General features: G+C 49.6%; 17 protein-coding genes. 9 read left to right on the top strand and 8 right to left on the bottom strand.

The window, feature by feature from the left end:
• Window positions 1-151 precede the first annotated feature (151 nt).
• A complete protein-coding gene (locus Enr17x_RS02810) occupies window positions 152-2,734 on the top strand; it encodes a hypothetical protein (RefSeq protein ID WP_198000936.1) in 2,583 nt (860 codons plus the stop codon).
• A gap of 257 nt (window positions 2,735-2,991) precedes the next feature.
• Here Enr17x_RS02810 and Enr17x_RS02805 read toward each other — a convergent pair whose 3' ends face one another.
• Window positions 2,992-3,207 carry an RNA-binding S4 domain-containing protein gene (locus tag Enr17x_RS02805; RefSeq protein WP_145305712.1) on the bottom strand — a complete coding sequence of 72 codons (216 nt, stop codon included), beginning with the start codon at window positions 3,205-3,207 and terminating at the stop codon, window positions 2,992-2,994.
• Window positions 3,208-3,222: 15 nt separating this feature from the next.
• Window positions 3,223-4,644, bottom strand: a complete 1,422-nt coding sequence (locus tag Enr17x_RS02800) for a sulfatase-like hydrolase/transferase (RefSeq protein ID WP_145305711.1) — start codon at window positions 4,642-4,644, stop codon at window positions 3,223-3,225.
• A gap of 100 nt (window positions 4,645-4,744) precedes the next feature.
• On the opposite strand from Enr17x_RS02800, the gene Enr17x_RS02795 reads away from it, so the two are divergent.
• The gene (locus Enr17x_RS02795; protein WP_145305710.1) at window positions 4,745-5,701 is read left to right on the top strand and encodes a dihydrodipicolinate synthase family protein; all 957 of its coding nucleotides are present in this window, start codon (window positions 4,745-4,747) and stop codon (window positions 5,699-5,701) included.
• A 280-nt stretch (window positions 5,702-5,981) separates the two neighbouring features.
• On the top strand, window positions 5,982-7,460 hold the full coding sequence (locus Enr17x_RS02790) for an IS4 family transposase (protein WP_145305709.1): 1,479 nt from the start codon (window positions 5,982-5,984) through the stop codon (window positions 7,458-7,460).
• Window positions 7,461-7,510: 50 nt separating this feature from the next.
• Here Enr17x_RS02790 and Enr17x_RS02785 read toward each other — a convergent pair whose 3' ends face one another.
• Window positions 7,511-7,789: a ferredoxin family protein gene (locus tag Enr17x_RS02785; protein WP_145305708.1), complete on the bottom strand. Its 279-nt coding sequence runs from the start codon at window positions 7,787-7,789 to the stop codon at window positions 7,511-7,513.
• Between the two features lie 577 nt (window positions 7,790-8,366).
• On the opposite strand from Enr17x_RS02785, the gene Enr17x_RS02780 reads away from it, so the two are divergent.
• The 3 genes from Enr17x_RS02780 to rlmN all read left to right on the top strand — a co-directional run bounded on the left by Enr17x_RS02780 (window position 8,367) and on the right by rlmN (window position 13,129).
• Window positions 8,367-9,566, top strand: coding sequence for a DegT/DnrJ/EryC1/StrS family aminotransferase (locus tag Enr17x_RS02780; RefSeq protein WP_145305707.1), 1,200 nt, complete (start codon window positions 8,367-8,369; stop codon window positions 9,564-9,566).
• A 324-nt stretch (window positions 9,567-9,890) separates the two neighbouring features.
• Complete coding sequence (locus Enr17x_RS02775; protein ID WP_145305706.1) at window positions 9,891-11,810, top strand: hypothetical protein; 1,920 nt, start codon at window positions 9,891-9,893, stop codon at window positions 11,808-11,810.
• A 218-nt stretch (window positions 11,811-12,028) separates the two neighbouring features.
• Complete coding sequence (gene rlmN, locus Enr17x_RS02770; protein WP_145305705.1) at window positions 12,029-13,129, top strand: 23S rRNA (adenine(2503)-C(2))-methyltransferase RlmN; 1,101 nt, start codon at window positions 12,029-12,031, stop codon at window positions 13,127-13,129.
• A 17-nt stretch (window positions 13,130-13,146) separates the two neighbouring features.
• Here the strand turns inward: rlmN and Enr17x_RS02765 are convergent, their stop codons facing one another.
• On the bottom strand, window positions 13,147-13,500 hold the full coding sequence (locus tag Enr17x_RS02765; protein WP_145305704.1) for a hypothetical protein: 354 nt from the start codon (window positions 13,498-13,500) through the stop codon (window positions 13,147-13,149).
• Between the two features lie 418 nt (window positions 13,501-13,918).
• Here Enr17x_RS02765 and Enr17x_RS02760 point away from each other — a divergent pair, with 418 nt between their 5' ends.
• Window positions 13,919-15,337: an aldehyde dehydrogenase family protein gene (locus Enr17x_RS02760; RefSeq protein ID WP_145305703.1), complete on the top strand. Its 1,419-nt coding sequence runs from the start codon at window positions 13,919-13,921 to the stop codon at window positions 15,335-15,337.
• Window positions 15,338-15,371: 34 nt separating this feature from the next.
• Here Enr17x_RS02760 and Enr17x_RS02755 read toward each other — a convergent pair whose 3' ends face one another.
• From Enr17x_RS02755 to groES, 4 genes are all read right to left on the bottom strand, one after another.
• Window positions 15,372-16,070: a metallophosphoesterase family protein gene (locus Enr17x_RS02755; protein ID WP_145305702.1), complete on the bottom strand. Its 699-nt coding sequence runs from the start codon at window positions 16,068-16,070 to the stop codon at window positions 15,372-15,374.
• Window positions 16,071-16,105: 35 nt separating this feature from the next.
• A complete protein-coding gene (locus Enr17x_RS02750; protein WP_145305701.1) occupies window positions 16,106-17,362 on the bottom strand; it encodes an argininosuccinate synthase in 1,257 nt (418 codons plus the stop codon).
• Window positions 17,363-17,655: 293 nt separating this feature from the next.
• Window positions 17,656-19,254: a chaperonin GroEL gene (gene groL / locus Enr17x_RS02745; RefSeq protein ID WP_145305700.1), complete on the bottom strand. Its 1,599-nt coding sequence runs from the start codon at window positions 19,252-19,254 to the stop codon at window positions 17,656-17,658.
• 102 nt (window positions 19,255-19,356) lie between these two features.
• The gene (groES, locus tag Enr17x_RS02740; protein ID WP_002647314.1) at window positions 19,357-19,674 is read right to left on the bottom strand and encodes a co-chaperone GroES; all 318 of its coding nucleotides are present in this window, start codon (window positions 19,672-19,674) and stop codon (window positions 19,357-19,359) included.
• 554 nt (window positions 19,675-20,228) lie between these two features.
• Here groES and Enr17x_RS02735 point away from each other — a divergent pair.
• Together Enr17x_RS02735 and Enr17x_RS02730 are read left to right on the top strand one after the other, a co-directional pair.
• Complete coding sequence (locus Enr17x_RS02735; protein WP_145305699.1) at window positions 20,229-21,086, top strand: tetratricopeptide repeat protein; 858 nt, start codon at window positions 20,229-20,231, stop codon at window positions 21,084-21,086.
• Between the two features lie 217 nt (window positions 21,087-21,303).
• Window positions 21,304-23,022: an MJ0042-type zinc finger domain-containing protein gene (locus Enr17x_RS02730; protein ID WP_145305698.1), complete on the top strand. Its 1,719-nt coding sequence runs from the start codon at window positions 21,304-21,306 to the stop codon at window positions 23,020-23,022.
• Window positions 23,023-23,114 lie beyond the last annotated feature (92 nt).

The raw sequence follows: 23,114 nt of genomic DNA, 5'->3' as shown, positions 1-23,114 counted from the left end.
TCATCCTAGCCTCCTGCATACGGAACTAACTTCCAACGACTCCCGCGATATTTCATCAGCAGGAATAAGATTTGCAATTCTCTCTCCTTCTGCAGAACTCTTCCATCTTTACACAGCCTTAAAAGCGTCGGTCCGGTTCATGAAATCTACTTTGCCATCTCTGATTCGATCCCCCAAAACAGGCCTTATCGCCTTGCTGGTCATCTTTTCGAGTCTGGCTGTAGCCCGCTGGAACCAGCTCTATTTTTTCACACCCGACAGTGCCCGCTATGTCATGATGGCGAAATCACTTGTCGGCGGTGCGGGATATCGGCTCATTGATACGCCGGGAGAACCTCTCTATGCACATCGTCCCCCCGGCATGTCGCTACTGCTGTCTCCAGCGGCGCTGATTGCGCCATACAACGTATTGCTTGCCAAAGCGACGGTCTTGCTCTCTGCTCTGGCCCTGATTACGTTCCTTTATCTGTTCATAATGCGTTTACAAGACCCAACGTCAGAAGCTGATCCCAGGCTATCCGGGCACTTCTACTGGCCTGCGTTTTTGATTGCCTTTCTGTTTGCCATCAATCCCTATACCCTGTTTTTCTCGACCATTGTTATGAGCGAAATTCCGTTCATGGCCTGTTCGCTGGCAATTCTCTATCTGCTGGCCGTTCGACAGGATCGTGCCAGCAAAACAGATCTATTGCTGTTCACCGGGCTTCTGGTTTTCCTCCCCTTTCTGAGGACAATCGGCATCGCTTTGGTGCTGGCCGTTGGATGCTGGGCCGTGCTGCGTCGTCAACGCTGGCCCTGGTTAACAGGCGTCGCCTGCTCTCTTCTGACGACAGGCATCTGGATGGTTCGAAATTCCGCGTTGGAGCACAGTGGTTATGCATCCGTCGCTTTGAAAGAGCTGCAATCACAGGGAATCGTCGCTACGTTGTTGAGCATCATTCAAAGATGTACCACTCACTTCACAAGTTTCTGCCAGAAACTCTTCCCGGACATGCCCGGCTCAACACCCCGCTATGCCCGCATGATTCTAGACGAAAACGCCTTTCTTCCCGGCCCCACCTGGATCTATCTCGCAATGGGAGCGCTGGTCCTCGTATTGTCCTGTTACGGAATGCTCAAACACAGACAACAAGGGGGAACCGTCGCTTTGTTGTATCTTATTTTCAGTCTGGGAATCCTCTCGCTCTGGCCGTGGATGCAACAGCGGTTTACCCTGCCGCTCATTCCCGTGGTCCTGGCCTTCATTCCCGCTGGTTGGAATGCATTTGTGCGACATATCGAAGTCGCCCGACCAATGACACAGAAGGTGTCCTTGGCCCTGTTCTCCATTCTGTTACTGCTGTTCTGCGGCTGGCAAATCAGAACCGATGCGTCTCTCATCGGTGCCAATTTGAAAATGATCTCGCAGTCGAATCAGTTCTATACGGATCAGCTCCCTCCAAATCAATTCAGTAACTGGAACGCCGCCGGCGAGTGGATCAAACAGCATACCCTCCCGGACAGCCGCCTGATCACACGCCGCGCTGATATTGCCACCACCGGACAGCGCTATCAGCGCCTGAACTTTTTTGAGACGACCAATGCAGAAAAGCTGCACCAGATGATCGAGGACTTCTCGGCCAATTATCTGGTCACCTTCAGTCGCGACACCGTCTCTGCTTTTCCTTGGCATCTACTGGACCAGGACCTCGTTTATCGGATGACGCCCGTGTATGACGAACAGGGTGTGATGATTCTGAAACTGGCCCCCAACAGAACGGGCACGATTCGCGAGGAGTACTGGAATGCCGACGATTCGCTGAAGATCGCCAGAAATGCCATCGAACGATTTCCACATCGTCTTTCATTCCAAGTCGCCTTCACACAACAGCTGTTTGAAGCCGGTCACTATGCCGAACTGATTGAATATGTAGAAAAGTTGCAGGGCCAGAAGATTGAAGACGTCCGACTGACCAACCTGCTGGCCTGGTCTTACATTAAAACGAAACGCTACCAGAAAGCCATCCGTGAGTTTGAGCGGGCCTTCTCCATGCCCGATCAAAAAATGCTCCGCCGTGATCTGGTACAAGGAATCAATCTTGCCCAGGAAACATTACAGGCCAGCTACCAGCCCGCCAGCGAGACACAGCCTTCAGGAGAGGCCATTGAGAACAAAGATCTCAAGCTGGCGAAAACATATCTACGTTTGTCGCACATTCAGAAGGCGGAACAAATTCTCAGCGAGACCTTGAACAAACCGGCTTCCTACCAGAATCATCCGTCAGAATTGCAGACATTATTGGCCAAAGTCTATCTCGCTGAAGGGCGTAAAATGGAGGCATTGGCACAACTGAACCTGGCGTTCCAATCCGGAAATCCCGAAGCCCGCCAGCTGTTAGATATGCTGGAACTGGAGGAACAAGTAGAAATTTTTCTAAATAACCGGGAAAAGAATCGTGATGAAAAAAACAGACAACAGACAACCGTGATACTGCAGGAATTAGCAACTCTCGCTCAGTTTTATGAAGACATGGGCGTTCCCGGGAAAGCTTTGTCTCTCGTTGAACGGGCGAATACATGCCTGCCCAACGAGGCACAGCTGCTGAAGTTACTTCTCAAACATCAGCTGTTTTATGCCCTGATTCCTGAGGCAGAAGAAACATTATTACAGCTGCGAAAACTTACTCCCCACGATCCGGATCTGACGGAGAGCGCAGAAAAGATTGAGTGGCTAAAACAGACGCCCCGTTTCTAAAAGACAACCATCGAAGTTGCTGGATGCGTTATTCGCGTGTCAATCCGACATACCGCCGAATAGGGTGTAGAATTTCCATACCGCATTTTGTTGCGAGTCAAAACGGAGGACTTCTCATGGAACTCTGGATTGATAGCTGGATCTACTACTTACTCGATATCTGGCACAACGCAACAACTTCAGATTATCTTGCACTCCTTCTCTGTGTGATTGTGGTCGGTGGCTTATTCAACGTTCACCGAAGCAATCTCAAATAATCACTCGTCCTGGGTGACTTCAACGCACCACTGTTCGCCGGCGTAAGATATCACATCTCCCGGCGACAGTTGCTTGCGTCGTCTAGTCTCGACGGTTCCGTTAACGGTCACTTCTCCTGCCTGGATGACGACTTTGGCATGACCGCCCGTCCCAACCGCAGCCTGCTGTTTTAAAAACTGATCTAAACGGATCGGTGGGCGTGTTTCTGATACCATCTGGTTTAATCTCTCTTAGGATGACTTCTTCTTGGTTTTCTTCTTTTTGGGCTTCCAACGCTGATTCAATTGTTTCAGTTCTTCAGGCGTTGGCGCTTTAAAGGTCGCGTCCTGAGGCGTATCCGATGCAAGCGGGCTTGTGTCGCCGACTTTTTTCTGCCAGTCTTTCATCGACGCCAGCAAGCGGTCTGAATGACTCTGACAGGCCGACTGCCCAAACAGATCCTTCGTTTCCGCAGGGTCATTCTCCAAGTCAAACAGTTGTGACTGATTGATCTGCGGATAGGTAATCAGCTTCCATCTGTCATCGCGAACCGAACGCTGTACGTCTTTGTAAGCCGTAAACAGGGTCTCACGAATTTCTGGTTTCTTGCCGCTGATCACAGGCCACATGCTTGCTGCATCCAGTCCTTGCGGGACCTCAGTTCCCACCATTTCACAGACAGTCGGAAAGATATCATACAGATAGACGAGCGCATCGCTCTGGCCGTGGGGAATCCCCGGGCCACTGAAGATGAGGGGCGATTTCATACTATGTTCGTAAAGGCTTTGTTTCCCCATCAATCCATGACTGCCAACAGCGAGACCATGATCCGATGAAAAAATAATCACGGTATTCTCATATTCGCCACTCTCTTTGAGCGCGTTCAGCAATCGACCAATATGGCCATCCAGGCCCGTGATGTCGGCATAGTAATCATGCAGGTGCTTTTTCACTTCGGCTTTGCTACGCGGGAACCCGGCCAGTAATTCATCACGTACGACCTGTTCTCCATTATTGAAGGGATGCAAAGGCAGATAATTTTCTGGTAAGGGAATCTGGTTGCGCTGATACAGATCCATATATTCCTGATCCGCCACCCGAGGGTCATGCGGGCAGGCAAACGCCAGATACATAAAGAAGGGTTTGTCTTCTTTTGTTCTCAAAAACTGAATTGCATTATCGACGATTTCTTTTCCGGGCTGGCCCAGTAAACGTGCCTGTTGATCATTCAGATATTGGGACTGATCGAACCGCTTATGGATCTCCATCGCTGTGTTCCCTTTTTTACCATGATGGTAGGTGTAATACCCGGCTTGCTTCATGGAGTCTGGAAAATTCGGTTTCTTTGCCGAAGCGTAACGGCCCGTCCAGCGGAAATAGGTTCGTCCGCTGAGTAGCATGTTCCGGCTGCAGACACAAACGGCACCGGAGTTACTTCCCAAACAGTAAGCATTGTTAAACACAAACCCATTCCGCACGAGTTGATCCAGGTTCGGCGTCTGGATCAGTGAGTTCCCCAACGCATGAATGGTGTCGGCACGTTGATCATCCGTAAATAAAAACAGCACATTCGGTTTTTGCTGCTGATCGGCGGCCTCGACGATTCCGAGGTGGAATCCAAAGCAACACAGCATCAAAAACAAAGCAAAAGAAACTCTCTGTCGAAAACTCATGAATGCCTCCAAGATTGTGCGCGAATCTGGTATCCTGATGGTCGATGGAACACAATTGAATCCAGCTTTAAACTTCAAATATATAGCAAGGACCACCCAAATGCCAGAAGCAGCCTATGATCCCGTCAGCATGATCAAACCACGCCGTAAATTGACGGGAATTTCAGCCGTTTTGCTCCCCTATCTGGAATCCGGGGAAATCGATCGAGATTCATTAAGTGCCCACATCGCCCGCACCGCAGAAGTGGGAATCACTCCCGCCGTCAATATGGACACGGGTTATGTGAATCTGATTGACGAACCAACTTTTATCGAGGTCCTGAAAATCGCACAACAGACGCTGAACGGCGGATCTTTTGTGGCAGGTGCTTTTGTCAGCGATCAACCGGGAGCCAGCTTTGATGCCGACGGTTATCAGAGAAAGATTGATCTGATCCAGGAGCATGGCGGGACCCCGGTCATCTTCCAGTCATTCGGTCTGGTTGAACAGTCACCCGCAGAGATTATTAAATCCTATCAGACAATTGCCGCCAATTCGGACCGTTTTATTGGGTTTGAACTAACGAAAGACCTGGCTCCCTTCGGATCAGTCTACGATTTGGACACCTATGCCGCCCTGATGGAAATTCCGCAATGTATCGGCGCTAAACACTCGTCCTTCCATCGGGAACCAGAGTGGGAACGGCTGCAGTTGCGAGATCAGAAACGACCTGATTTCAAAGTTTTCACAGGCAATGACTTCGGCATCGATATGGTGCAATACGGTAGTGACTACTTACTGGGACTAAGCACATTTGCTCCCGACCTGTTTGCCAAACGGGACGCCTACTGGGCGGCTGGCGACCCTGCATTTTATGAATTGAACGATCAACTACAGTATCTGGGATACTTCACGTTTCGCAGCCCGTCCCCGGCTTACAAACACTCGGCCGCTCAGTTTCTGCACCTGAGAGGCTGGACCAAAACAAATTTGACACATCCCCAAAGCCCCACCAGACCCGACACCGATATTGAAGTCTTACGTGAATTGGGACAGCGACTCAATGTCATCGATTAATCAAAGTAGCCCCAATCTCTATCAGAGACTGGGGCTACTTCTATTTTTTATTAGAGAAACAAGCCCAAAAAAGTGTCAGAAGGGAATGGCACTGCCGCTGTTTTTTGAGTTTGTGTTTGCGCAACGCTTTCGGCGTGACGCAGTCACGAGTTTAATTTTCTGATTTTTTGCCAGTTCGCTGGAAATTGTGTTTGGCAAAACCTTTCCTGGCATTATGCTGCGTTCTGGCAAGACCTTCCTTGGGTTGGTGTGGGTAAAACATTTGACCAAGGAAGGTTCTATGCCATTTATATCAGCTTCCCATTCGAATGCAGCATCATTTTCTCTTTTCAAACGTTCGATGATGCAAAATGCTTCGCTTCCGCTATCTGATGTAATCAACGATCAGCGCTGGCAGCAGGTCTTTGATGAACACGAAATCAATTTTGGTTCCGGCGAGGATGACGTTTACTCTCCCGCAATCACGCTCTGGGCCTTAATTTCTCAGGTCTTCTTTTCCGGCGAGCAACGCAGCTGTAAAGCGGCCGTGATCCGTGTTGCCAACCTGTGTGCCGCGCTGGGCCGACGGGTTTGCAGTACGAATACCAGTGCTTATTGTCGTGCGCGACTCAAAATCCCGTTTATCGTCATTCGAGACATTGTCCAACAAATTGCCGCTGATGCGGAAGCGGCCTGTGATCAGAATCGTGTCCAGACCAGAGAGCAGTCGGCGGCACGCCTCAGTCCTTCCAGCATCGCTGATATGAAATCACGGAGCACCGGCGGTCGCATTCTGCTGGTTGATGGCTTCACCCTCACGGCCGCCGATACTCCCAAGAATCAGCGTGCCTATCCACAGAACCCGACTCAGAAACCGGGGCTCGGGTTCCCCGTTCTACGCTGCGTTTCTCTGATCTCGATGACAACCGGACTGCTGGTGGATCTAGTGAGCGGGCCTTACAGCGGAAAAGGCAGTGGCGAAACGGCCCTGTTCTGGCAAATGCTGGATGCACTCCGACCGGGAGATACCCTGGTGGCAGACTCGTATTACTGCACGTACTGGCTGGTGAGTGCGTGCCGTGCGCGGGGCGTGCAGGTTTTGATGAAGAATCATCACCTGCGTGACGATCATCCCCAGAACGCACGGCGGCTGAGCAAACGGGAGCGACTGGTGACCTGGTCACGACCATTGCAACGTCCTGACTGGATGCCCCGTCAGGAATTCTGGCAACAACCGCTGACGCTCACTCTGCGTCTGGTCGATGTGCAGACCAATCAGCCGGGGTATCGCGCCAAAACGTTTACGATTGCCACCAGCATCACAGATCGGAAAGCATCCCCGGCGCGCTGGATCGCCGCCATGTATCAAAGCCGCTGGCTGATCGAACTGGATATTCGCAGCATCAAGTGTTCGCTGGGGATGGATATTCTGCGTGCGAAGTCTCCGGACATGGTGCTCACCGAACTCTGGTCGTGCCTGCTGGCGTATAATCTGATTCGGTTAAAAATGCTGCAAAGCAGTCTCTCAACAGACCGTGATCCGCGTTCCCTCTCGTTTGCCACCACGCAACAGATGCTGGCTGCCAGTTGGTTGTTGGGAGCCGTCACGAAGCTCACGGATGAGTTGGTTGCACTCGGACAACAGGTCCCCAGCAGCGAACGTGTGGGGCATCGCACTGGTCGAACAGAACCCAGAGCCAATAAACGCCGCACCAAAGTGCTGGCTTTGCTGAAGCAACCAAGATACCATTACCATCAACAACGGAAGGCAATCGTATGAACGCAAACTGTTACGCTACAACAGGCAGTGCCATTCGTGTCAGAAGGTGTTTAGCAGTCTGCCAAAGGATCTTTCTTCTCTGTAATCACGGGCAGTTCCTGTGATTTGTCGGCGTTGATCTGGGTATATTCCTGCCATTTTTCCGGAACATTGTCCTCATGAAAAATCGCTTCGACGGGACATTCAGGCACGCATGCTTCGCAGTCGATGCACTCATCGGGATTGATATATACCATTGATTCCCCTTCGTAGAAGCATTCTACGGGGCAAACCACGACACAATCCGTATATTTGCAATTGAAGCAAGCCTCTGTAACCACGTGTGCCATGAGTTTTCCTTTCTGGACGTTTGCTCTAAAAATTCTGTGAAACTGCGAGAAGCCGTTTCATTGAGTATAGACTTCAAGTATGAAAAAACTACCTGTCAGACTTGCGCTTCTCAAGCGAAACCAAACCTGCCAAGCCATTAATTACGTATATAGTCGATTTTGGAATGCGGTTCCAGTTGGAACTGATGCTTCATCGTAAAAGGCGTAAAAACAGGTGTCAAGACTACAAAAGCTGTCTGAAACCGGCCAATGCTACTACTATCGGCAATCCCCAGGACAATCATTTGCTGTTTGTAAAATAAGGCCTTACGCTCTTTGCCCGTCCACTTCCTGAAACGAACATTCAGGAGTCTTGACTTTTCAGAACGACACATATTGACAGGAATTGGTTCTCGACATAATCTACGCACGAAATTTCGAATCACTTCGGTGAAACCCAGGATGGGGATTAATCAAAGTGACCGGAACAGGCACATCTTATTTGAAATTAAGGTGTACCAAATCTCTCAATACTACCAACCTTACCTGTTCTTGAGCACGGAACTCCCCGGATTCCCATAGCGAATGGAGTCGCTGAATGACAAACGAGACCCCCACCCCAGTCCCCTTCATCAATCTTGTTGCCCAATACCAGAGAATTAAAGACGAAGTTCAGGAGGCAGTCCTGAAAGTATTTGATGATCAGGCATTTGTCCTGGGTGACGAAGTTGCAGAATTTGAATGCGATATCGCCGAATATTGCGATTCCCGTAATGCCATCGGAGTCGCATCCGGTACGGATGCACTGGTGCTGGCATTAATGGCATTGGAAATCGGACCTGGTGATGAAGTGATTACCAGCCCGTTTACTTTCTTTGCGACGGGAAGTTCCATCGCACGGGTTGGTGCCACGCCGGTCTTTGCTGATATTGATCCTGTCAGCTTCAACCTGTGTCCCAATTCTATTGAAGACAAAATTACGGAACGCACTAAAGCCATCATGCCGGTCCATATCTTCGGCCAATGTGCAGATATGGAACCCATCTGGCGCAATGCGGTTCGCAATGGCATTCCGGTCATTGAAGACGCTGCTCAAGCCATCGGTGCCGAATATCGCGGGCGACGCGCCGGTGTTTTAGGAACCATTGGCTGCTTCAGCTTTTTCCCCACGAAAAACCTGGGAGGTGCCGGGGATGGCGGGCTCGTCACAACCGACGATCCCGATCTAGCCACACGCATCAGACGCTTACGCGTTCATGGAGACCTGGGCGGATACCAGCATGCGGAAATCGGCATCAACAGCCGACTGGATGCACTACAGGCGGCTGTGCTGCGAGTCAAACTGCGACACCTGGATCAGTGGACCGCAGAGCGTCAAGAAAACGCACGTCGTTACAATGCCTTGTTCCGTCATTACCAACTGCTCGATTGCATCGAACCACCAACGGTTCTCCCCGATCGGCGACACGTTTACAATCAATATAGTATTCGAGTCAAAGGCGGACAGCGGGATCAGGTTCTCCAGGACCTGAGAGAAAAACATACCGGCTGTGCCATCTACTACCCTCGTCCATTACACATGCAGCAATGCTTCCAATACCTGGGCTATCAGGAGGGAGATCTGCCGGAAACAGAACTCGTTACCAGCGAGTGTCTGGCTCTGCCGATCTTCTCGGAATTGAATGAATTCCAACAGGAAACGGTTGTACGAAGAATCGCAGAAAGCCTGGGACGTCTTTCCTCTACGCAATTTCCGACACTCTACTCAGAAACTCCCCCCGCTTCGAAAGCAGCTTAATCAGTCAAAATGAACTGATACAAACAATCATCCCTCTGATTCTTCCACGAATCAGGGGGATTTTTTATTGCCCATGGTCCTATTTTTCCGCCCCCCCTCAGACAAAAAACGCACAAAAGTCACCCCGCTTTACCCAACCGGCCCCCTACAGGCTTTCTCCCCCTGAAAATCGTGCAAAAACTCAGGTAGTCCCCACACGGGGCTGATTCGTCGTGTAGATTTAGGGTAATGAAATTAATTTCCTGCATTGATGTGCAAAGCATCCACGACCAAATCCAAACTCCTGCCATAATATTGACACTGATCGGCAGTTAAGGAGATCATATGCCGACTCTTTTTCAAAACCCAACAGTTCGATTCCTGGTTATCTTGATCCTCAGCGCGTCAACTCTGAGCCTGCTGCCTGCTGAAGAAATCAAGAAACAACCTGACCCTACTGCAGGCAAAACAGCCATTGCGCTGAACTACTGCCGCGCCTCATTCTACCGCATCAAAAAATCCGGCTCTAAGGAAGTGATGTTCGAAGAGCGTGAGAAGATTTTGAATAATCTGAATCTGAACGGCGTGGGAGATGAAAAGGTTATTAAACTCTATTCATCGGTTCTCGATGAAATCGGTCAGGTCGAGATCGCTGAGCAGGAACGAGAATACTTCAAAAACAAACACAATTACCATTCACGTCAAAAGTTAGCCACCAATGCGCTTGCGCTGACAACCGATGTCCTCACCTTCCAGTTTGGGAACGCCATCCGAACCGGTGCTAACAGCTGGTGGGATTATCGAAATGTAGAAGCACAAAAAGATCTTGACCTCTGGAAAGTCGACAAGAAGCGCATGGAAACAGTGATTTCCAAATCAACGCTGTTTCTGGATACATTCTGGAAGCTGGCACAAGAAAAAAATATCCCCGATGACTGGTTGATTCGTGACGACGATCTGGAATCGCTTGACGAAGCAATGAAAGAACCCAATCCCCGTATTCGTTTACGGATTTTAAAGCGTCTGGAACGCTTTATGAGTCATTACCCGCCCTACTGGTATTACGTCGCCCGGACCCAACAGGCACAGGGACAGCTCTTCGCCGCCTCACATACCTATACTGAGCTGGCAAACCGCGGCGAAGGCTATTTTCGCCGCGATGATATGCTGGCTTCTGGCACAGCAAATCTGGCCGGCATTCGTGACTACCTCGGACAACCCGGTGCCGCACAAATGGCTCTGAAATCACAAACCTATTCCAGTGATGTCTGGGAAGCCAACCTCCTCTGTTCAAGGATCTTGCAAAAGTACCAACAACACGAGGAAGCAGAAGAAGCCATTCTCCGCAATCTCGATGTGGATCTTGAAACGAATCAGAGTTCGGTTGCTTTACTCTCACTGTATTATGCCACCAATAATAAACAAAAAATGATGGCCCAATTGAACCAGTCAAAGATTGTAAAATCGGTCCCCGTGCCGACACTCATTCAGTGTGCCATGTTCCTGGGAGCAGAACGAACACCCCCGATCGCGACGGCTCAAATTGAGTCTTCACTCTATGTTTACAAACAGCTCCATTTTGGAGCGGACGACATCGTCATCGCCTCTACGGGTAACTGGCATTTGCATATGTCGCAAGCAGAGTTGGTCATGGCAAATAAAACATATTCCCGACCGCGACTGGCATCCGGCAAAAATGAGATTCGTGCACGGTTTGAACGCGTCGCCGAATTTGGAAATCCATTTGGAACTTCGAACCAATTGGCCTCTCAACCGAAACTGCGACTGAAATACCCGGATGGTTCCAGCCTGGAACTGAAGCTGGCCACGGCACCACAAGACCGTGCTTCCCTGGAGGGGAATAGTCTTATTAGTGCTCTTAAAGCCCCTCCCGGGCAACATTACAAAATTGTTGGCGCTGAAATTCAAGGACAAACCATTGCCTTTCACCGCAATGCCATTGAAGACAATGGTCGTCGGATTGTCCGTCAAAAACCAACAGTCACACCGGACACACCTCGAATGTCGCAGGGAAAACAGCTTCCGCAGAGCCCCATCAAAGAACAACCACTGCAGGCGCAAACGACCCCGAAACTTCCCACTCTGGAAGCCCCTGAGCTGACGATCCCCAATTCTCCTCCTCTGATCCCCGCTCCGATCCCCGCCCTTTCGTTTGATCTCGAAGACGGGGCGGACAAAAAGAAAGGGAGCAAGAAGAAAAAAGGGACTGTCGTGAGCTTCCCGGCACCGCCAGAAGATAACTAATGTATCGTAACCTCGTTTTATAGTGGCTGCCTGCGCTGGAATTGAAAAACAGCGGCGAGAAATAGTGGTCTTCGGCACGGTAGCCCGGTATGATACTTGTACAGATTCCTCAGCCCCTATCTAAGTTTCCGGGCTGTTTTCCGCAATCGGAATGATTTCCGTAACCTGTTTGCAGCAACCTGAAGCGACTGCGAACACTCTTGCTTGAGTCAGAAAATATGCTGTCCTCCGAAAATGATGCCACACAGCCTTCCTCAATAGAAGCCTGTTCACTTCCATTAATTACTGATCTGACCCGCGATCAGCTTGCCCAGTGGTGCATTGAGCACGACTCTTCCTCTTATCGCGCAGACCAGATTCGACGCTGGATCTTCACCAAACGCGTCAACGATTTTGATGCGATGCACGATATTTCCAAGAAGTTTCGCGATCTGCTAAAAGAGAACTTTCGACTGTTTTCGACCACCATCGTCAAACATCAAACCTCGCAGGATCGCACAGAAAAACTGCTGCTGGAACTTCACGACGGCCATCACGTGGAATGCGTGCTGATGCGCGAGCCCAAGCGAAATACCGTCTGTATCAGTACGCAGGTCGGCTGTGCCATGGGCTGTGTTTTCTGTGCCAGCGGTTTACTGGGACTGACCCGAAACCTGACCATGGGAGAAATCCTGGAACAGATCCTGCGACTGGACCGCGTGATCGGCGAAGACGAACGCATCTCGAATATCGTCGTCATGGGTATTGGAGAACCGTTGGCCAACCTGTCCGCTTTAATTCCCGCACTGGATACACTGAACCACAAAGGCGGCATGGGAATTGGTGCGCGAAAAATCACCGTCTCGACGGTGGGACTTCCGGCAAAAATTCGAGAACTGGCAGACGTCAATAAATCATATATTCTCGCCGTTTCCCTGCATGCTCCCAACGATAAACTGCGCGATCAGATTGTTCCCACGAACAATAAAATCGGTATCCAGAAAATCATGGATGCTACGGACTATTATTACGTCACTACCGGCAGACGCGTCACCTTTGAATACATCTTGCTGGCAGACGTCAATGACAGCCCCGCGCATGCACACGAATTGGCCGGTCTGTTAAAACATCGGAATGCTCATGTGAATCTGATACCTGCAAACGGAGTCGAAGAAACAGGTTACCAAAGCCCCACAACAGCCGACGTGGATCGTTTTTTCATGACACTTGCCAAGGGAGGTGTCAACGTAACCGTCCGCAAACGCAAAGGGGATGACATTGATGCGGCTTGCGGGCAACTGCGTTTGAACCGAGAAAAAGATCTGATTCAGGTTCAATAACTCAGACTGAGCTGCCTCTAGTCCAATTCGAAATCTTCCGGATTAAAGTTGACCAGCACATCATCCCGGAAAATCAGATACACACTGCGGCCGCTTTCATCCGGTCCCCACTTGTAAGCTTCATCGGTGGTCCGAAACGTCCCGCCTGTTGCTTTCAGCCATTTGGAAGATTCCTGATACTCGCCTTCTTCGCCAAGTTCTTTCTCAACGGTGGCGCGGGGCATTCCGGAATACAAGCGGTTTTTGAGAATCCAGTCTAATGCTTTAGAGTCGCGATCTGTTTGAAATCGCATCCGGTACTTTTCTGCGGTATCAACCTTTTTTTCAACACGATGTGAGCCAGACATCGCTTTTGAATCCCATTCGGGCATGGTCTCACACCCTGAACCCAAAAGAATGGAAATACTGCATACCATCCACGCCACCATACATCGAAGGTTGGCCATGATCCTGTCCGCCTGATTGAAAGTGAAAAATTCGTGAGAGCACGTAACTGCCAGGATGCGTCTGCTGTGGCAAATTACTTGAGAGAAGTGATTCGGGAGGGTGAATAGCTTTGTGAAGTGTGGTGCGTTTTAACAAATCATGCCAACCATGCCAAGAGCAATTTCTGGCAGCAGAATGTCGCCTTAACCTGCTATCTTAAAGACCTTTATGTCACTAATACTCTCTCAAAATGAAAATCGAATCTTTCACTGGGTTGTCAGATTCACTGCACACGTCTATCCTGAAATTGTTTGCTTTTTCATTCTCAGTCGGCAACGTATTTCCCACAAGGTTTGAATCAATATGAAAATGTTTTGTGCTGGCCAATGGCAGGATACAAAAGAGACCATCAACGTCACGAATTCATTTGATCAATCGATCATAGATACCGTTCCCAAGGGCAGTGGTGAAGACATCGCCAATGCGGTTTCCGTGCTGGAACAGGGCGCCCGTATCATGAAAGCGATGACGCCCTATGATCGCAGTCTGATTTTGCAGAAAGCAGCCGACCTACTGCTAAAACGTCAAGATGAATTTGCCCGTACCATCAGCCTGGAAGTCGGCAAGGTTCTCGCAGAGAGCCAGGTCGAAACCAACCGTAGTGCCGAAGTGATTCGGTTGTCAGGTGAAGAAGCCCGTCGTATGACCGGCGAAATGATTCCCCTGGAAGGAAATGCCGGGGGTAAGAATAAAGTCGGTTTCACACTCCGTGTCCCCTGTGGGGTTGTGGCCGCGATTACTCCGTTCAACTTTCCGTTGAATCTGGTCTGCCATAAAGTCGGGCCCGCGATTGCTGCCGGGAATGCAATTTTGATTAAACCCGCCAGTGATACGCCACTCTCGGCTTTAAAACTCACGGAGATTCTGCGTGAAGCCGGCCTGCCTCCAGAAGCGATTGCCTGCGTCACTGGGCCGGGAGGAGAAATCGGACGCGCGATCTGCACCGATACCCGGATTCGGAAAATCAGTTTCACCGGCAGCTATGAAGTGGGGACCAAGATCTGCGAAATGGCTGGTATGAAACGGGTGACGATGGAACTGGGCAGTAACAGCCCGGTCGTGATCATGGACGATGCCGACCTCGAAAAAGCCACGACTGCCATTACGATGGCTGGATATGCCAATGCAGGTCAGGTTTGTATTTCGGCACAACGCATTCTGACTTCTTCTGCGGTGAAATCGGATTTTGTCGATCTTCTGAAGTCCAAAGTCGAGGATCTAACAACCGGCAATCAGCTGGAAGACACGACTAAAATAGGACCGATGGTTCGCGAATCAGATGCGGCCCGAGTAGAAGAGTGGGTCAATGAAGCCGTCAGTCAGGGCGCCCGACTAGTGTGTGGCGGCCAGCGGCAGGGCGCCATTTATGCCCCGACTATTCTGGATGAAACTAAGCCGGATATGCTGGTCGTTAAAGATGAAATTTTCGGTCCCGCCATCGCACTATCTTATTTCGATGATGTCAATGAAGCAATCGCGATGGCCAACGATACGACCTACGGACTTTCTGCCGGCATCTTTACCCAGGACATTGACCGTGCCATGAAATTCGCCCGGCAAGTCGACAGCGGAAACATTCACATTAACTGGTCCAGCCAGTGGCGCGCCGACGCAATGCCTTACGGTGGTTTAAAGCATAGCGGAACCGGTAAAGAAGGTCCCAAATATGCAATTCAGGAGATGAGCGAAGAAAAAATGGTTGTCATGCACTTGGCCGATTAAGGTGCTAAGCAGGCTAACTCGCTGCAGCACAACGCTACTTCATCTGGTAGCGTTTCAATGTTCTACCATCGCGATATTTCCCGTTCTGCTTTGCCTGGAACATTTCATTGGTATGTACGTCAATCGCGGTCAAATAGTTCCCGCGATAGGCGGCGGTATCCAGACAGACCCAACCATCGAACACCAGCGGCTTCCCTGATTTCTGGGCTGTATGCCCACAAATGATACGTCGTCCGGACGGATCAGGCTCTTCGTCACCTTTGAGACGATCCCAGCGCAGTTCCTGAGGTGTCAGATCTTCTAACGGCACGCCGGGAACAGCCGTCGCATGCACAAAAATATCAGTCTCCGTCTGATAGTAATCCAGAGCCGTCACCATAAAAAGGCGATGCTCTTCGGGAATCAGATCGTAACGGCCGCCATACGAATCGAGGGCTTCCTTGCCGCCATGCTGCAACCATGTCGACTCCCAATGACCGCCATTCAGACCATCAAGCATCATCTCTTCGTGATTGCCCTTGATCATCACAAACTTGCAGGTCGCCTTCAGATCGAGCAAAATTTCAATGACATGCTTCGTACCTGGGCCGCGGTCAACAGCATCACCCAGACAGATAAAAGTATCATCCCGAGTTAACTCGAGATGATAGAGAATGGTTCCCAACGCTACATCGCAACCGTGAATATCTCCGATTACAAATGTCCGTCCTTTCTGTGTCGTTTGATCCATCATGCGACCGTATCAATTCGAAGGTAAAGTTACCGGCATCAGGATTTATCAGATTGACTGGGAGGCATAATCCGAGTTGGTTTAGAACTGGGCTCCCCTTTCAATAACTGTTGACGTGCCTGCGTTTGCTGTGCCAGTCCATGAATCCGGATGAATCCGAGTGCCGTCTCATGAGGAAACTGATCGCCTTCCTCATACGTCGCCAGTTCCGGGCTGTAGAGACTGTGCTCACTCTTCAAGCCTGTGACTGTGTGGTTTCCTTTATACAGAGAGACACGCACCGTACCAGAGACAAAGCGCTGGTTCTTTTCAACAAATCCCATCAAATCCTGATGGAAAGAGCTATACCAGAGACCGTCGTAAATAATGTCACTACAGGTCTGGCTGATAAATGTTTTGAATCGCAGTGCCTGCCTGCTGAGCGTCAGGTATTCCAGTTCACGATGTGCGTTATGCAGAATCACAGCAGCCGGGGCTTCATAAATTTCACGGCTCTTGATCCCTACCAGACGGTTTTCCACATGGTCGATTCGTCCGACGCCATTTTCTCCGCCAATTTTGTTCAAATGCAGAATCAGATCTGCGCCGTCCATTTCCTTACCATCAACGGCAATGGGACGTCCCTGTTCGAATTCAATTACCACTTCTACAGGTTGATCGGGAGCCTCTTCCGGGGCAACCGTCCATTTGTAAGCTTCTTTCGGAGGTGCGACCCAAGGGTCTTCCAGAACCCCGGCTTCCACAGAACGTCCCCACAGATTCTGGTCGATACTGAAGATGCTCTCTTTGGTCGCTTCGACTTCAATGCCATGGTCTTTAGCGTACTGTAATTCTTCCGTTCGAGTCCATTTCCATTCACGCACGGGAGCAATAATTTTCAGCTGCGGTGCCAGGGTTTGAAAGGAAACATCAAACCGAACCTGATCGTTACCTTTTCCTGTACAACCATGGGCCACGGCTGTCGCACCATGCTCCTTGGCGACTTCGACCATGCGGTGTGCAATCAGAGGACGTCCGAGTGCGGTCGCCAGTGGATACTTGCCTTCATACATGGTCCCTGCCATCAGTGAAGGCCAGACGAAGAAATCCACAAACATGTTTTTTGTATCTTCGATGACTGCTTCTACGGCACCAGTTTTGATCGCTTTATCTTTGATTCCATCCACATCGCGACCCTGGCCGAGATCACAGGTATAAGTGATCACGTCCATGTCATATTTTTCATTGATCCACTTAACAGCCACGGAAGTATCCAGGCCGCCACTGTAAGCCAAAACTACTTTTTCTCTTGCCACGAAATTCTACCAATCTTCTGGAATTGAAGGAGTAAAGATTCTATTTGATGGAATCTGCGAATGATGCAAATGTTACTATTATCAGTGCCTGTCCGCAATGCGCACCTTCCAACATTCTAGCCCCTCGCTCGGTTTATTAAAGTGTCTTCAGGACGTTTTCACCCGATAATGACAGTCTGAACGGCACATCTGTCACCGAGACGCAAGCCAGGTTCGGAACAAAACAAAACGCACCCGACAGGAAACCCGCCGGGTGCGTTTCAATCTATTAGAAAACGTGACGACACGTGACCTTAGTGCAGGTCGTCGTCATGATCGTCCTTACCCTTTTCAGCAATCAGGGCATCGCTGGTCAGCAGCAATGTTGAAACACTGGCAGAATTCTGCAGAGCAGAGCGTGTTACACGAGCCGGATCGATGATACCGCTTTTGACTAGATCTTCGTACTTTGAAGTCGCAGCATTGTATCCCATGTTGCCTTCAAGCTCAGAGACCTTTTCGCAAACGACACTGCCGTCATCGCCGGCATTGTTGGCGATGGAAGTCAGTGGAGCACGGCAGGCACGCAGAATAATCTCGTAACCTACTTTTTCTTCCTGAGAAAGACCAGTTGGCTTGCAGGCTGCAGAACAGCGAAGCAAAGCCACACCACCACCGGGAAGAATTCCTTCCGCAACAGCAGCACGAACGGCGTGCAAAGCGTCTTCAACGCGTGCTTTCTTTTCTTTCATTTCACTTTCAGTTGCGGCACCAACGTTAATTTGTGCAACACCACCAGAAAGTTTTGCAATTCGCTCTTCCAGCTTTTCTTTATCGTAATCGCTGGTAGAATTTTCCAGTTCACGACGAATCTGTTCGATACGGGATTTAATTTCACTCCCTTTACCACCACCTTCAATAATCGTGGCGTTGTCTTTATCCACCGAAACTTTCTTAGCCGTCCCGAGATCGGAAAGCTGAAGATTTTCAAGCTGAATTCCCAGATCTTCGAAGATTGCCTGTCCACCAACCATAATGGCAATGTCCTGGAGCATCGCTTTACGACGATCACCATAACCGGGTGCCTTCACAGCACAGCAGCGGAACGTACCACGCAGTTTATTGATCACGAGAGTCGACAGGGCTTCCCCTTCGATATCTTCTGCGATAATCAACAGCGGTTTGCCAGCGTTGACGACTTTTTCCAGTACAGGAACCAGGTCCTTAATGTTGGAAATCTTCTTTTCGTGAACCAGAACGTAAGCATCTTCCAGATCACAGGACATGCTCTGAGGATCAGTCACGAAGTAAGGTGAGAGGTAACCGCGGTCAAACTGCATCCCTTCAACGACTTCGAAGCTGGTCTGCAGGCTTTGGCCTTCTTCGACGGTAATCACACCATCTTTACCAACCTGCTCCATCGCATTTGCCAGGATCTTTCCGATTTCTTCGTCGCCATTGGATGCCACTTTTCCAACCTGAGAAATCGCCTTTTTGTTTTTGCACTCAATCGACATTTTCTGGAGCTTTTCCACAATGTCTTCGACGGCTTTATCCATACCTCGCTTCATTGCGATCGGGCTGACGCCGGCAACAACCGATTTCAGACCTTCATTGTAGATCGCTTCTGCCATAATGGTGGCAGTTGTAGTTCCATCGCCGGCAATATCTGAAGTTTTGCTGGCCACTTCACGAACCATCCGGGCCCCCATGTCTTCGAACTTATCTGATAATTCGATTTCACGGGCAACAGAAACACCGTCTTTAGTAACAGTCGGGGAACCAAAGCTCTTTTCCAGAATAACATTACGACCTTTAGGGCCCAGGGTCACGCGAACTGCTTTCGCCAGTTTGCTGATACCGCGTCGCATTGCTTCCTGAGCTTCCTGATCGAAGGCAATCATCTTTGCCATTTGACTATATCTCCATGTACTCAGTATGAAATTTGAAAGGAAGAGTAACCAGCCCACCTGCCAGACAGGGGGCCATTACCGCTAGATACAATGTGTGACAGATTAATAAGTTGCCAAAATGTCACTTTCGCGGAGCAACAGGTATTCTTCTCCGCCGATTTTAATTTCGTCCCCGCCATAGGGGCTGAAAATCACGCGATCCCCTTCTTTGACAGTTAATGGAAGCTTTGTTCCATCTGATTTGACATGTCCATCTCCGACCGCGACAACTTCACCACGCTGTGGCTTGTCCTGTGCACTATCAGGCAGAACAATACCACCGGCGGTGGTTGATTCTGCGACTTCTCTTTTCAGAACGACTTTGTCACCAAGAGGGACAATCCGGGCGCCTTTACTTGCCTTGGCAGCCTTCTTCGCCATTGGGATCTCCTAGATTTTCTTTGATTTCTGACTCAAATGTCTTCACATTGATTGTATTTATAATCTGTGGTGGCAAAAAGCCGCTCCACAACAACGCTACAGCAACTCAGATCACTTTCAGAGATCTCAGCGTGCTCTCTCTTGATGCGAACGCCGTGCCTATTTTGATATTAATCCATAACATCAATCATAATTTACATTTATCATCATTACCCTCGATTACAATTAATGTAACTTCCTGCCGGACAGTCTGACCAGGCTTCAATCCTGCTGCCAATTTGGCAGCAGTGGTGAACCGAATTTTGAGATCACCCCATTTGCTCCTGAACCGGCCCCCCTTTTCAAAACTTCTGCAAAATTAGAAGAATAATAATTGACACAACTGTTAAAATAGGTAATATCGACATTTGAAATAGCAAACAATCTCCCTGAAGCTCTCATTCAGGGCAGAGGACTTCTCTTCCTCACTTCTCAAACTATCTGCCTCACACACACTCTCTCTCTCAGTTTTTCATCTTCACACTATTGAGATAAGACTACGAGAGGAGTTTGACGTGTCTGAACCAAATGAGGCCCCCTTCCCATCCAATGAGATTCCAACCTTGGCGCACCGCGTAAAATGGGCGCATGAATTGACATTACAGGGAAAAAGAAACGAGGCACGCGCCTTGTTCTACGCTCCGGAAATTGAAGCACTTGAATGGGAACGCTGCCTGCACCTGGGCCAGTTTTTGCTGGAAACAGGGCATGCATCGGAGGCGATTGAACAACTCTCGATCACACTGGACTACGCACATCAACAGCAGGAAAACCTATTGCGTTCTGTCGTCTGCCACAATCTCGCAATCGCCTATCGCAAATTAGGATACTTTGAACTGGCAGCTCAATTCCAGCAATATTCCATTGCCTGGGGCGATTTACGATCAGCCGACCATCTCACACTAGAACAGGAAGTCGATCAACTCTCTGATGACGCCGCCTGTGATCTGACCGGGCGCGCTAATGATGCGATTATCCAAGGGGATTATCAACTGGCAGAACAACTACTGAACATTTCCCTCGCCCGGGAGATTCTTTATGGCAGCCCTGATGCCCAGGCAGCAGACTGGGGAAATCTGGGAATCATCCATGGTTTGCAGGGAAATCACGCACGAGCCATCAGCTATCTCTGGAAAGCCTACCTGCTGCACAAACAGACGTCAAATCTGTCAGCAATGGGACAGGATCTGGTTCATCTTGCGGAAATCTTCTGGGCAATAGGGCGTTTCCAACGTGCAACACGCTGCCTTTCGCGCTCAATTCGCTATTTTTCCCTCTGTGATCAGATGGATAATGAACAAAGTGCGTCTGCCCGCTTACACGAACTGCAGCGTCTGTTACAGGTCAAACTACATAACCCACTTCTGAACTAACCATATTGGCAACATGAAGATAAAGGGAGGGACCGTATGAATTTCCGTCATTGTCCACTTGCTAATTGCCCCCCTGTCTGTTGATAATTAGAAGACAAGCGAGGCCGATTGATTCCATTCACATCCTGATCCGGGACCAGATAATTCGTTCCGGCATTGATCGGCCCTCTAAAGAAAACGAACGAGCGATTTATCAAAGACATCTCGAAGGTCATTCATGCCCATTAAGGTTCGCTGTAAAGAATGTGATGCTTCATTTTCCGTTAAAGATGAGGCAGCAGGTAAACGGGTTCGCTGTAAAAAATGCAGCGCCCCAGTCAAAGTTCCCTCAGGCCAACCTAAAAAGAAACGTCGTTCCAAGAGTGATTCTGCCGACACCGATGATTTCTTAGCCAGTTTTGACATCGACAAGATCGAAGACAAAGAATCAAAAATCTGTCCCCGATGTGGATACGATGTCGACGAGGAAGATATCGAATGTGCCAACTGTGGAGTCGACTTGAGCACAGGGCGCATGAGCGAAGCAACGCGCCGAAAACGAAAACGAAAAGGTCCTACAGTTGAAGAATTCTACTCAAAATCCTGGGGAGATGCCTACCGTTTTCTGGGAAATCATAAAGGGCTTGCGATTAAGACGGCCATCTATTCTGTGATCGCCAGCTGCCTGTTTTTTGGGGCGATCTTTATGATGCTCTGGTGCCATCGCACGCCGCCGCGCGCGTTCTGGGGCTTTATTGCTTTCGTGTCGATTATGGCAATTCCAGGCTGGATCTGGTTTATCCAGACTGAAGTCGTCCGTTTCGCTTTACAGAAAAAAGATAAACTGAAGCGAATCAATTTCGACTTTTTTCTCTGCTCTGCCCTGGGAATTAAATTCATTTTCTGGGCAATTCTATTCAGCCTGCCTGCGCAAGCGATCTTTGGCTCGCTGGGCTTCTACTATATTGCAAACGGTTCGACGCCCGTCGGTGCGATCTTAATCGCCATTGGTTTTCTGCCAACCTTTTTCATGTTTCCCCTCGCGATACCACACATGACAATGGCAGATTCTTCACCCGGCTGGTTGCTACACAAGCTGGGAAAAATTTTTCTGACGCTATTTAAACCCGCACTCTTCTGGTGCTTCGTGTTTGTGATCACAAACCTGCCTGTGATCGGCTGTTTGGCAGGCATCGGTGCTGTCTATGGGAATGACCTGAATAAATTCTTCTCGAACGTCCGATACAATTCGTCAATTGCACGCGATAATTCGGAGAAGGAATACGCAGAAGAAAACAAGATTAAAGACTTTGTGGCAGGGCCCATGGTTGGCAAGACTCCCGCCGAACTGAACCCGAAAGTTCTGATCGTCCCTTCGGTACTCTGGCTACTTGCCTGCATCTTCTATGCACCGGCGATGATTTATAATGCACGAGTGAATGGCTTGCTGGCCGTTCACTGTAAACCAGACCTGGGACTGATTACCAAAACCCAAGAAACAAAGTACGTCTCCAAGGCAGAGCGAGAAAAGAGCGGCCCCACTACAGCTCGCTGGAAATTCGCCACGATTGGCGTCGCTGTAGGCTCAGGCGTAGGAATGGGGCTCTATTTCCTTATCCCCATGCTACCAGAAATTCTCCTGTTCGTTCTGCTTGGCATTACTTCCTTAACAATCCTGGGATGCTTTGGAACGACACTTGTTAAGATTAACCAGGAAGACGGGGCAGGCCAGTGTGCCCTTGGCTTCTTTATCTCACTCTATGCTTACGGAAAAGGCTGGGCTTATGCTGAACATGACAGGGATATGGGGCCAGTCATGCTCACTTGGACGATGTCTCTGATTGCTGGCAATATTTTATATCTGGGAATGGCCCAGCATGGAATTATTGAGGATGAGGCAATTCCTCCCGCCGCAAACGCTCCTGCCGATGTCCCAGCAGATGAAGCCGCTCCCTAATCCCGGAAATCCTCTTCAGCCGAAAGCCTCTGGTTGACAGTCCTGTCTGGTTGTTTACAATAGGGAAAGTTTTCACCGCTCTTCCCTCCTGC

Source organism: Gimesia fumaroli (genome assembly GCF_007754425.1).
Lineage (GTDB): Bacteria > Planctomycetota > Planctomycetia > Planctomycetales > Planctomycetaceae > Gimesia > Gimesia fumaroli.
This window is presented reverse-complemented; position numbering and strand designations above follow the sequence as displayed.